The sequence below is a fragment of the Gluconobacter sp. DsW_056 genome (genome assembly GCF_002153595.1).
Taxonomy (GTDB): domain Bacteria; phylum Pseudomonadota; class Alphaproteobacteria; order Acetobacterales; family Acetobacteraceae; genus Gluconobacter; species Gluconobacter albidus.
Window position 1 is genome coordinate 25,180 of record NZ_JOPF01000007.1, and the last position, 11,995, is coordinate 37,174.

General features: G+C 62.7%; 11 protein-coding genes. 7 read left to right on the plus strand and 4 right to left on the minus strand.

The features are described from left to right. Window positions 1–12 precede the first annotated feature (12 nt). From HK22_RS05835 to HK22_RS05845, 3 genes are read left to right on the plus strand one after another with little or no spacing between them, the layout of a single operon-like run. On the plus strand, window positions 13–465 hold the full coding sequence (locus HK22_RS05835; RefSeq protein WP_086648649.1) for a biotin/lipoyl-containing protein: 453 nt from the start codon (window positions 13–15) through the stop codon (window positions 463–465). Continuing rightward, the gene (gene accC / locus HK22_RS05840) at window positions 458–1,828 is read left to right on the plus strand and encodes an acetyl-CoA carboxylase biotin carboxylase subunit (RefSeq protein ID WP_086648650.1); all 1,371 of its coding nucleotides are present in this window, start codon (window positions 458–460) and stop codon (window positions 1,826–1,828) included. Before HK22_RS05835 ends, accC begins: the two co-directional genes overlap by 8 nt. Continuing rightward, window positions 1,825–2,223 (plus strand): hypothetical protein, encoded by a 399-nt coding sequence (locus tag HK22_RS05845; RefSeq protein WP_062108180.1) that lies wholly within the window; start codon window positions 1,825–1,827, stop codon window positions 2,221–2,223. Before accC ends, HK22_RS05845 begins: the two co-directional genes overlap by 4 nt. Before the next feature lie 10 nt (window positions 2,224–2,233). Here the strand turns inward: HK22_RS05845 and HK22_RS05850 are convergent, their stop codons facing one another. After that, the gene (locus HK22_RS05850; protein WP_086648651.1) at window positions 2,234–2,794 is read right to left on the minus strand and encodes a winged helix DNA-binding protein; all 561 of its coding nucleotides are present in this window, start codon (window positions 2,792–2,794) and stop codon (window positions 2,234–2,236) included. A gap of 75 nt (window positions 2,795–2,869) precedes the next feature. On the opposite strand from HK22_RS05850, the gene HK22_RS05855 reads away from it, so the two are divergent. Next, window positions 2,870–4,960: a hydantoinase/oxoprolinase family protein gene (locus tag HK22_RS05855; protein ID WP_086648652.1), complete on the plus strand. Its 2,091-nt coding sequence runs from the start codon at window positions 2,870–2,872 to the stop codon at window positions 4,958–4,960. Beyond that, window positions 4,960–6,528 carry a hydantoinase B/oxoprolinase family protein gene (locus tag HK22_RS05860; RefSeq protein ID WP_086648653.1) on the plus strand — a complete coding sequence of 523 codons (1,569 nt, stop codon included), beginning with the start codon at window positions 4,960–4,962 and terminating at the stop codon, window positions 6,526–6,528. Before HK22_RS05855 ends, HK22_RS05860 begins: the two co-directional genes overlap by 1 nt. 48 nt (window positions 6,529–6,576) lie before the next feature. Here HK22_RS05860 and HK22_RS05865 read toward each other — a convergent pair whose 3' ends face one another. The 3 genes from HK22_RS05865 to HK22_RS05875 all read right to left on the minus strand — a co-directional run bounded on the left by HK22_RS05865 (window position 6,577) and on the right by HK22_RS05875 (window position 9,549). Beyond that, complete coding sequence (locus tag HK22_RS05865; protein WP_086648654.1) at window positions 6,577–7,521, minus strand: hydroxyacid dehydrogenase; 945 nt, start codon at window positions 7,519–7,521, stop codon at window positions 6,577–6,579. An 82-nt stretch (window positions 7,522–7,603) separates the two neighbouring features. Further along, window positions 7,604–8,257 carry a DUF2848 domain-containing protein gene (locus tag HK22_RS05870; protein WP_086648655.1) on the minus strand — a complete coding sequence of 218 codons (654 nt, stop codon included), beginning with the start codon at window positions 8,255–8,257 and terminating at the stop codon, window positions 7,604–7,606. Window positions 8,258–8,292: 35 nt separating this feature from the next. Continuing rightward, a complete protein-coding gene (locus HK22_RS05875) occupies window positions 8,293–9,549 on the minus strand; it encodes an MFS transporter (protein ID WP_198945492.1) in 1,257 nt (418 codons plus the stop codon). 289 nt (window positions 9,550–9,838) lie between these two features. Between HK22_RS05875 and HK22_RS05880 the strand changes: the two genes are divergently transcribed. Together HK22_RS05880 and HK22_RS05885 are read left to right on the plus strand one after the other, a co-directional pair. After that, on the plus strand, window positions 9,839–10,678 hold the full coding sequence (locus HK22_RS05880; protein WP_086648657.1) for a putative hydro-lyase: 840 nt from the start codon (window positions 9,839–9,841) through the stop codon (window positions 10,676–10,678). A 36-nt stretch (window positions 10,679–10,714) separates the two neighbouring features. Beyond that, window positions 10,715–11,992, plus strand: a complete 1,278-nt coding sequence (locus HK22_RS05885) for an MFS transporter (RefSeq protein ID WP_233142439.1) — start codon at window positions 10,715–10,717, stop codon at window positions 11,990–11,992. Window positions 11,993–11,995: the final 3 nt, after the last annotated feature.

Genomic DNA, 11,995 nt, shown 5'->3' on the forward strand with positions numbered 1-11,995 from the left:
GCCAACCGCCCCATGATCCCCGATCTCAAGATCCTCGACGCCCTGATGGCCCGGATGCAGGCGCTGGGCATTACCGAACTCGACTATTCCCGTGACGGCGAGCATATCCGTCTGGTGCGCGGCGCACAGGACAGCAGCCCCCAGCCGACCAGCCCGGCCCCGGCGGCCGCAGCCTCCACGCTTTCTGTCCTCGAACAAGCCTCCGCTTCGGCCAAAACCGAAACCACGATCAACGCCCCCATGCACGGCCAGTTCTACGCCTCCCCGGCCCCGGATGCGCCGCCTTTCGTCAAGCCGGGCGACATCGTGGCGGAAGGACAGCCGCTCTATATTCTCGAAGTCATGAAAACACTCTCGCGCATCGAGGCCGAATTCCCCTGCCGGATCGTCGCCGTGCTGGCCGCGAATGCAGACGCCGTCTCCCCCGGAACGCCGCTCTTCACCGTGGAGCCACTCGATGCGTGAACCTGCAGTGTCCGTCCCCCGTCGTGTCCTGATCGCCAATCGCGGTGAAATCGCCCTGCGCATCACGCGGGCCTGCCGCCTGCTCGGCCTGCACAGCATCGGCATCCATTCCGAAGCCGATGCCAGCCTCGCCCATCTGCGCCTCGTGGACGAAACGCTCTGCATCGGCCCGGCAGCAGCATCCGGCAGCTATCTGGACGCCGCCCGCGTCCTGCGCGCCGCCGAACTCACGAACGCCGACATCATCCATCCCGGCTACGGCTTCCTGTCGGAAAACGCCGGTTTCGCCGAAGCGGTGGAACAGTCCGGCCGCACGCTGGCAGGCCCAACCGCCGCCATCATGCGCCTGATGGGCGACAAAATCAGCGCCAAACAGCAGATGCGCCGCTCGGGCGTCCCCTGCCTGCCCGGTACGGAAGACGCCCTACCGACCGACCTGTCCGAAGCACAGACGATCTGCGACGCCATCGGCTATCCGCTGATCGTCAAGGCGGCAGGCGGCGGCGGCGGGCGCGGCATGCGCGTGGTCATGACCGCAGCAGACCTCCGCGACGCCATTGAAACGGCTCGCGAAGAGGCCGGACGCGCCTTCGGCAATCCGTCCGTGTACGCCGAACGGTTCCTCCAGCACCCCCGCCATATCGAAATCCAGGTTCTCGCCGACCGGCAGGGCAATGCCGTCTGGCTCGGCGCCCGGGACTGCTCCATCCAGCGCCGCCACCAGAAACTGGTCGAGGAAGCCCCGGCCACTGGCATCGACCCGCAGGCCATCGCCGAACTGGGCGAGCGCTGTGCAAACGCCTGCACCCTGATGGGCTATACCGGCGCGGGCACGTTTGAGTTCCTGTACGAAGACGGCGCATTTTCCTTCATCGAAATGAACACCCGCCTTCAGGTCGAACACCCCGTCACGGAAATGACGACCGGCATCGACATCGTCCGCGAGCAACTCCTGATCGCAATGGGACAGCCCCTCTCCTTCACGCAGGCCGACATCCGCACGCAAGGCCATGCCATCGAGTGCCGCATCAACGCCGAAGATCCTGAAACTTTTCGCCCCGCCCCTGGAAAAGTCCTGAACTGGCGCGCGCCCGGCGGCCCCGGCGTCCGTATCGATACACATCTCTATGACGGCTATGTCGTGCCCCCGAATTACGACTCCCTGATCGCCAAGCTGATCGTCCACGGCACGGACCGCACGGATGCCCTCAACCGCATGCATGCCGCCCTTTCGGAAATGCAAATCACCGGCATCGCCACCACCACGCCCCTGCATCTGCGCCTGATGAACGAGCCCGGCGTGCGCGAAGGCAGCGTCAGCGTGCACTATCTCGAAGCCCTCATGCGAAAGTCCGGATCATGACTTTTCTTGAAGACCTTCTGAACGACCTTCCCGAACTGGTTGGCCGGATGAGACATCACGATGTCCGTCATGTTTCTCTGAAAAACGGGACAGGCGCGCTTGCCCTGACACTGTCGGAGAACCCCGGTCAGACGCCTCCGGCGCACCCTGTCGCCCCACCCGCAAAAGCGGAAAACACGCCCGTTCCCAGCCCCGAAATGGGCGTATTCCGCTCAAACGGGCTGGGTGAAAACCACCCCGTTCGCTCCGGCGAGATCGTGGGTTTTGTCGAGGCAGGCCCCCTCCGCCTGCCCGTTACCGCCACGGCAGACGGCACGCTCGGCCCCGCGCTGATCGGGGATGGCTGCGTCGTGGGCTATCATGACGTGCTCTTCCGGATTCACCCGGATGGCTGAGACGCCGCGTTCAGAGAGATGCGGCGGACCGCGACGCCTGCTCGTAAAAGCCCGTCAGCACACGCAGCGCCTTGGCAACCTCGGCGATCGTGACGCCGCCGACTTCCCGGTTCTGGGGAATATGCTCCAACAGGCAGATCCGGCGCAGACGCGCATATTCCATGCAGACTTCCCGCCCCTTCTGTGTGGTGGTGACGAAGACTTCCTTGCCATGCCGCCTGCGCCGGATCAGCCCGTGTTCGTCGAGCTTCTTCATCGCGTAGTTCAGGTAATGCCGCTCGGACAGGTTCAGGGTGAACATCAGGTCCGCAATGCTCTTCTCGCGGTTCCGGTGATTGACGCTATGCAGAATGAGCGTGTCGAGCGCCGAGAGATCCGGCAGACCCGCCGCCGCCATCCCCCGAGACATCCAGCGATGAAACGCATGATTCACGACAGTCAGGGCAAATTCGAATTCGCTCAGATCCTCGTTGCCCGGCACCGCCAGATGCGACGAGGACACGATGAAGGCCCGTTCCATATCCGCAACATCCGGCATCGCCGCAGGGCTCTCGGTTTTCCCGTCCTTCATGGTTCGTCCTCTCCGTCAGCGAACATCTCTTCCCGATATCCTATTGCACTCTAACCCGATACGGAAAACACAGGCATGGTCGACAGCACACAAATCCGTCTCGCCGCTGATATCGGTGGCACATTCACGGACGTGGTCCTCCAGACCCCGCAGGGACGTCTGACACGCAAGGTCCTCACCACCCCCGCCGCCCCCGAAGAAGGGGTCATGAGCGGCATCAGCCTCGTGATCGAGGACGCCGGACTCCGCTTTCCGGATGTGACGGTGTTCGTGCATGGCACGACGCTCGCGACCAACGCCATCATCGAACGCCGGGGCGCCCGCACGGCCCTCATCGGAACGCAGGGCTTCCGCGACATTCTGGAAATCGGCACTGAAAGCCGCTTCAACCAGTATGACCTGATGCTGCAAAAGCCCAGCCCGCTCGTCCCCCGCGACCTGCGCTTCACCGTTCCCGAACGCATGGACGCCCGCGGCACCGTCCAGCTTCCCCTGGATGAAGCCGCCGTTCTGGCGCTCGTGCCCCAGCTTCGCGACGCTGGCGTCGAGAGCATCGCGGTAGCGTTCCTCCATGCCTATGCCAATCCGGCCCATGAACGGCGCGTACAGGCGCTTCTTCAGGAGGCGATGCCGGACATCACCATCTCCATTTCAAGCGACGTCTGCCCCGAAATCCGGGAATACGAACGCACCTCCACCACCGTCGCGAATGCTTACGTCCAGCCCCTGATGGCGGGCTATCTGGGCCGCCTGCGCGAAGCCCTCGACGCCAGGGGCTTTGAAGGCGCACTCTATCTCGTCACCTCCGGTGGCGGCCTGACCGCGCTGGAAACGGCGCGCCAGTTCCCCGTCCGCCTGGTGGAATCCGGCCCGGCGGGCGGTGCGATTTTCGCCGCCCAATGCGCCGAGCGTTTGGCCGAAAACCGCGTCCTGTCCTTCGACATGGGCGGCACAACCGCCAAGGTCTGCCTGATCGAAGACGGCGAACCCGCATCGTCCCGTTTCTTCGAAGTGGACCGCACGGCCCGCTTCATGAAAGGCTCCGGCCTGCCCCTGCGCATTCCCGTGATCGAAATGGTCGAGATCGGCGCTGGCGGCGGCTCCATCGCCCATCTGGACGCCATGAAACGCGTTGTCGTCGGGCCGGAGAGCGCGTCTTCCGTTCCAGGCCCCGCCTGTTATGGACTGGGGGGCAAGCGCCCCGCCGTTACGGACGCGGACGTGATGCTCGGCCTGATCCGCCCGGAAAACTTCGCGGGCGGCAGCATCCAGCTCCAGCCGGATCGCTCGGCCGAAGCACTCCTGACCGATATCGGCACCCCGCTGGGTCTGTCGGCGGAAATGTCCGCCCATGCGGTCTATGAAATCGTGTGCGAAAACATGGCCAGCGCAGCGCGCGTCCATGCCGCCGAACGTGGCGCCGTTATCGGCGACCATACCATGATCGCCTTTGGTGGCGCGGCCCCGCTCCATGCCGCGCGAGTCGCGGAAAAGCTTGGAATCCGGCGTCTCGTCATTCCTTCGAACGCAGGCGTCGGCTCGGCCGTGGGCTTCCTCGCCGCCCCCGTCTCGTTCGAGCTGGTGCGCTCCTTCCCCATGCGTCTGGACGACAGCTTCAGTTCAGCGGAAGTCTCGGCCCTGCTCGACGACATGACGCAGGCCGCCCACGGCATGGTGCAGGACGACGCCCGGACGGAAACCCTCCACACAAGGCGCGCGGCCTTCATGCGCTATGTCGGACAGGGACACGAAATCATCGTCACGCTGCCCGACGGCGCCATCAGCAGCGACCATCTTTCGGCCCTGCGGGACGCCTTCGAAGCGGAATATGCCCGTCAGTTCTCCCGCGTCATCCCCCATGCCGCCGTCGAAATCCTGAACTGGTCCGTCAGCGTTTCCACCACCCCGCGAAAATATCCGCCCTTCGAGGCCGCCCCGGCCTTGCATGACGCAGTCTCCGCCGACATCCGGAAACTTTTCGACGGCGCAACCGGCACGCATGTCGCCCTCCCGGTCTACGAACGTACGGACATGGGACCAGGCAGCCGCGTTCCCGGCCCTGCCCTAATCGCCGAAAAAGAAACCACGACCTACGTTTCCTCCCGCTACACCGCCCATCTGGACGGCAGCAGCAACATCATTCTGGACATGAAGGACGCCGTCTGATGAGCGCGCACTCCCATAAGGAAATCGACTTCCAGATCATGTGGAACCGCCTGATTGCCGTGGTCGGCGAACAGGCGCAGGTTCTGATCCGCACGGCATTCAGCCCCATCGTCCGCGAATGCGAAGACATCTCGGCCGGCATTTTCGACCTGCAAGGCCGGATGATCGCGCAGGCCGTGACGGGCACACCCGGCCACGTCAATTCCATGGCGGAATCCGTCGGCCATTTTCTGCGTCACTTCCCCGTCTCGACCATGAAAGAGGGTGACGCCTACATCACGAACGATCCGTGGATGGGAACGGGGCATCTCAACGATTTCGTCATCACGACCCCGGCGTTCCACAAAGGCCGTCTGGTCGGACTGTTCTCCTGCACCAGCCATCTGATGGATATCGGCGGCCTGGGCAACGGGCCGGAAGCAACGGACGTCTTCATGGAAGGCCTCTCGATCCCGATGCTCAAGCTGATTGATCAGGGACAGATCAACGAGACGTTGATGGCCATGATCCGCGCCAATACGCGCCTGCCGGTGGATACGGAAGGCGATACCTACTCTCTGGCAGCCTGCAATGATGTCGGCGTCCGCGCCCTGTGCGACATGATGGACGAGTTCCACCTCGACAGTCTCGAACCGCTGGCCGATTTCATCATCGAACGTTCCCGCCAGGCCGTCCTCGACAAGATCGCAGCCCTCCCGCAGGGCACGTGGTCCCACGAGATGACCATCGACGGCTACAATGCGCCACTCACGCTCAAGGCAAAGCTCACGGTTGGCGAAAGCCGCGTCAGCGTCAGCTATGACGGCTCACCGCCTGCTGTCGGACGCGGGATCAACGTCCCGATGGCCTATACCCGCGCCTATACGGTCTTCGGGCTGGCCTGCGCGATCTCGCCAGACGTCCCCAACAACGCAGGCTCACTGGCTCCCTATCACGTCGAGGCACCAGAAGGTTCCGTCCTGAACGCAATGCGTCCCGCCCCCGTCTCCTCCCGGCACGTCATCGGACAGATGCTGCCGGACATGGTGTTCGGATGCCTCCGCACGCCCCTGCCCGAGCGCGTTCCAGCAGAAGGCACATCCTGCCTGTGGAACATTGCCGTGCGCGGACAGTGGTTCCCGAAAGGAGCAACCACGCCCCAGACCTACGCGCTCGCCATCACGACCAATGGCGGTACCGGGGCCCGCCCCGGCCTGAACGGCCTGTCCGCCACGGCTTTTCCATCCGGCGTACACGGCACCCCGATTGAAATCGCGGAAATCCAGTGCCCGCTCATCTTCTGGGAAAAAGAACTGCGCGAAAACAGCGGCGGGCTTGGCCTGACCAAAGGCGGCGACGGGCAGATCATGAAGATCGGCACCACCCAGAAACAGCCCTTCGAGCTGCTGGCCGCCTTTGACCGCGTCGATCACCCGGCCCGTGGCGCACTCGGCGGACAGGACGGCGCGGCAGGCCGGGTCGAAACCGCCTCAGGCCGCAAGCTCGCCGGCAAGGGCCTTCAGGTTCTGGAAGCGGACGATGTGCTCGTCCTCCTGACACCGGGCGGCGGCGGCCTCGGCACCCCCTGACTGTCTCCCGCGCCCTTCCCGAAACGGAAGGGCGCGGAACTCAACTGTTCAAAGACAATGCGGCGGCACACGCCCCGCAAGCGCGTCCTGAACCTGCGACGCACACAGCATCGCCATACGGCGCAAGGCCTGTTCCGTCGTCGCGCCGATATGCGGCGTCAGAACCACATTCGGCGCCCGCAGCAACGGATCATCCGACAGCGGAGGCTCGGGCGACATCACGTCCAGCCCCGCTCCGCCGACATGCCCCGTCTCCAGAGCCTTCGCCAGCGCAGGACCATCCACCTCCCCGCCCCGGCTGGTATTGATCAGAACTGCGCCTTTCTTCAGGCGCGACAGCGCCTGAGCGTCAATCGTGGGCTGACCGCTCCCCTGCGCCGGACGATGCAGCGACAGCACATCCGAGACGCCCAGAAGGTCCTCAAGGCTCTGCGCCCGCTCCACGCCCGCGGTCTCGAACACCTCCGCCGGAACGCTCGGAGACCACGCCACAACGCGCATTCCCAACCCCTGCCCCGCAATCTGCGCGACATGCCGGGCAATGGCGCCAAACCCCACAAGCCCGATCGTCCGTCCGTGCAGTTCCGTGCCGTTATTTGTATAACGAAACGCCCAGTTCCCCTCCCGCACGGCACGATCTGCCTCGCACAGACGCCGCATGACCGCCAGCAGAAGCCCGATCGTCATTTCCGCAACGGACCGACTGTTGGTATTGGGCGCATTCGTCACCAGAACGCCCCGCTCCGCTGCAGCAGCCTTGGCGATCCGGTTCGTGCCCGAACCGTGACAGGAAATGATTTTCAGCTTCGGCGCGGCGCGCAGCGCCTCTTCGCTCAGTCCCAGATCGCGCGTAATCACCGCATCCGCGTCGCCGATTTCGCGAATCACCGCCTCCATCGAAGGTTCCGTAGCATAACGGGTCGTGATTCCGGCCTCGTTCAGACAGGTTACGGCATCGGGATGGATCTGTTGTGTAATGAAACACAGACTCATGGTGCTGGTTTTCCACAGTAAAGAAGCGCAAGGAGCGGAATGATGGCATACCCTTCCCGCTTGTCCATGCCCAAAAGCCCCTTCACGCAACCACGGGAAGCTCCCGGATGGCGTAATGGTGCGACAGCACACTCCCGGTCCGCGGATCAGACAGCTCGACGGTAAGGCTCTCGGTCCGGACAATGCCATTGAGCGTAGGAACTGTTCCACAGAACATCAGGCTCCCCGGCCCAAAGACCCGGCCCTCCCGCTGCTCCCAGCGCGCCACCAGATCCAGCGGATTGAGCAGGGACGCCGCAAGCCCTTCCTGATAAGGCGTTCTTTCAGCCGTAAAGGACCGCAGCACCATCTCGTCCCACCGATCCGCCACATCCGCAAACCGCCAGAACGCCCGACCGCTGACCTTGGGACAGACCTGCTTGGACAACGCCACACTATAGGCTTCGCTTTCACGATCCGTATGGTCGGACCCCACGCCCACCAGCAGATCGCTCTGTGTACGCAACAAAACCGGCTCGACCTCGCCCGAAGTCTGGCCGCCCAGCACATCAATCACAGGCGCCGTGCTCAGGGTTTCATGCCCGACCCGGTAAAACAGCGGCACGTCCGAAGGCGGCGCCACCCCAAGGGCCGCCAGCTCGTCGATATGATGCTGCACATCCGCCGCATCCCGCCCGGCCCAGCCAGCCACAATGACCTCCCTGACCGCAGTCAGATCGGGATAGAAAATTTCCATATTTCAGCGTTCCTGTTGGAATCAGTCAGCCACACTCAGCGCGTCCCGCGGGCCAGCATCGCGCCCGCGCCAGAAACGAGAAGTGCCACGACCACATAAAGAGAAATGGACAGTTCGAGATGCGTCGCCCGGAACAGCGTCACCATGATAAGCGGCGCAAAAGCCCCACCCCCCGCAAGACTGCCGCAGGTATAGGCGATCGAAGAGCCGGAATAGCGGACCTCGACCGGAAACTGCTGGCTGATCAGAGCGCCCTGAACCGCATACATGATGGCGTGAACCGACAGACCAAGACAGATTCCTAACCCCAGCAGGAGCGCCTGATGGGAAGCCGCACACCAGAAAAACACAAACGCGGCAGGCAGGGCACAAACCGTCCCCACAAGGAAAATCCGTTTCGCCCCCCAGCGGTTGCTGAACCGCCCCGCCAGCAGCGTGACGATCACCCCCCAGGCCGATCCCGCAAACACGGCCATCAGTGCCGCAGACCGCGTATGCTCCCCCGTCTGGGTCACATAGCTCAGGCTGAAAACCGTCAGCAGCGCATACAGAACATCCGGCCCGATCCGGGTACTCGCAGCGATCAGCAGGGAGCGCCCATGATGACGCAGGACCGCGCCCACCGGGTTGGCCAGAACCTCACCCCGCGCTTTGCGTTCGGCAAACTGGGGCGGCTCTGAAAGGGAAGACCTGACCACCCATCCCGCCGCCAGAAGCAGCAGACTCAGAAACAGCGGCAGACGCCATCCCCAGTCCTGAAAAGACGCGGCATCCATGGAGCGCGTCACCCCCCAGATCACCCCTGCGGACAGGACCGTTCCAAGCCCCGGCCCAAGCTGGGACCATGTCGCACCCATGCCCATCGCCGTTTCCGAATTCTGTTCCGCCGTCAGAAGGAGCGCGCCAGCCCACTCTCCACCCAATGCGATCCCCTGCAAAAACCGCAGCAGAACAAGCAGAACCGGACTGATCGCCCCAAGCCGCGCATAACCGGGCAGCAGTGCAATCAGACCCGTCGTCAGCCCCATAAGCGCCAGCGTCAGCATGAGAACATGCCTGCGCCCGGTCCGGTCCCCGAGCCAGCCGAAGATCACACTGCCCAAAGGCCGCGACACATATCCCACGGCATAGGTCGAGAACGCCAGAAGGGTTCCCATCCACGGCAGCGCCTCGGGAAAAAAGACATGGTTAAACACGAGCGCCGCAAGCGTGTTGTAAACCATGAAATCATACCACTCGAACGTGGTCCCGATCGCGCTCCCCAGAGCAAGGCGCACAGGTGACGTCGTCATGCGCCAGAACATCCGCTCACGGAAGATCCAGCCTGCCGGGCGCCTGAGAACCGGTTCGTTTCATGATGCATACAATATCCAAAAGCGTCGGATTTTTATTCCGGAGCATTCATTCTGAACATTCCAATGCAATGCCGTCAAAAGATTTAAGCACAAAAAACGCCCATAACGGATATTTATACCTCAACATTTATTTTGATGATTTGAATCCCGAACGCAACGACTGTTAGCCTTCCGGAACCATCACTGTCATCGCCCGGCCTGTCTGCCGCGAACAAGGACGCAAACGATGTCTGAATCCGCTTTGCCGATCCCTCCCCTTTTCCACACATCGCCCGAAGACGTCCGCGCGCTGTGCCGGTCCAACACGGCCGGAACCGTCACCGCAGGCATGGCCGCAGGTTTCATCCAGGCCAATCTGGTCATCCTCCCCAAAGCATATGCCGAGGATTTCGCAGAATTCTGCCGCCTGAACCCCAAGCCCTGCCCCCTCGTCGGCATGTCCCAACCCGGCGAATATGATACCCCGGCGCTGGGACGTAACCTCGACATCCGGACCGACCTGCCGCTTTACCGCGTTTGGCGGGATGGAGTTTTAACAGACGAAGTGACGGATATTCTGTCGTTCTGGCAGGACGATTTCGTCGTTTTTGCGCTGGGATGTTCCTTTTCCTTCGAAAACGCCTTCATGGCCTGCAACGTCCCCATGCGGCATTTCGAAACGGGTCTGGGCGTGTCGATGTACCGCACGAATATTGCCTGCACACCCGTCGGACCATTTTCCGGCCCAGTTGTCGTCTCGATGCGTCCTTTCCGCTCGCCAGACCTGATCAAGGCCACGGAAATCAGTTCCCGCATCCCTCTGGCTCATGGCGGACCAGTCCAGATCGGCTTTCCCGAAGAAATCGGCATCATCGACATCGAAAAACCCGATTACGGCGCCCGCACCGAAATCTGCTCCCATGAGCTCCCTGCCTTCTGGGCCTGCGGAGTGACACCCCAGGCCGTTCTGGCCGCAAGCCGTCTTCCCTTTGCCATCACACATGCTCCCGGCGCCATGCTCGTGACGGATATTCCCATTCCCGATTATGAAAATCTTGTCTCGGAACATTCCGGGAAAATAATATAAACCAGCGTTATGCCTCCACACGCTCAGGATGATTCCGTGCCCTCTGATCACACGCTCTTCCGGGTGGCCGTCCGGCGCATCATCCCGCTGCTGGTCGTCTGCTACATGTTTTCCTATCTGGATCGCATCAATCTCAGCTTCGCCCGCGCGGCGATGGAACAGGACCTCCACTTCTCGGATGCAACCTTCGGGCTGGGCGCCGGACTGTTCTTCGTAGGATACATCGTCTTTCAGGTCCCCTCCGCGCTCCTGCTCGAAAAATTCGGCCCCCGCCGGACGATCGCCACGATCATGATCGCATGGAGCCTGATTTCCTTCCTGTTCGTCATCATCAGTACGGCCTGGGAATTCTGCGCCCTGCGTGTCCTGCTCGGCGCCGCGGAGGCAGGCTTTTATCCGGCCGTTTTGTACTATCTCGCCCTCTGGTTCCCGGACTCGATCCGCGCCCGCGTCACCACGGGATTCCTGATCGCCATACCGCTCTCTGGTGCCATCGGTGGCCCGGTTTCCACCTATCTTCTGGGCGCCTTCGATCAGGTCCTGTCAGTGCCCGCATGGAAATGGATGATCCTGATCGAGGCAATCCCGCCCCTGCTGCTCGGACTGACCGTTCTGAAACGCCTAGACGACGGACCGGCCTCAGCCTCATGGCTGGATGCCCCCACGAAACAGGCCATCCTGACCCGCCTTCCGCCCCAGAACATCTCCACAAACGACACGACATCCGTATTCGCCGCGCTGAAACAGCCTGAAGTCCTGCTCCTCGTCGTCATCTGTTTCTGTCAGGCCGTCTGCAATTACGGGATCGTCTTCTGGGTACCGACCTTCATCGAGCAGGTTATCGCTCCCGCTCCCGGACAGCTCGGCTTCTATACGGCCATTCCCTTCGCCGTCGCCGCCCTGGCCATGGTGCTCAACGCCCGCAGCTCCGACAGACATAACGAACGCTGCTGGCATCTGGCCGGCCCCTTCCTGACAGTTGCCCTCTGTCTGGTCCTGACTTTCCTGTTGCAGTCCCACGGCGCAATCGCACTGGTTTTCCTGACCATCGCACTCGCAGCAGCCCTCTGCGTCACAGCCATGATCTTCACCGTAACGCCCCATGTGCTCGAAAAACGCACACTGGCGACAGGGCTTGCATGGATCAACAGCCTTGGCGCGATCGGCGGCCTTGTGGGCCCCTACGCCATCGGCTGGATGCGCGAGCATCTGCACTCTCCGCTCTCGGGGGTCTTTCTGGTCGCAGCCTGTGCCACCCTGGGCGCCATAACGACGGTCTACACACTTTCCTCGCCCGTCCGGCGGACCGCCTGACCC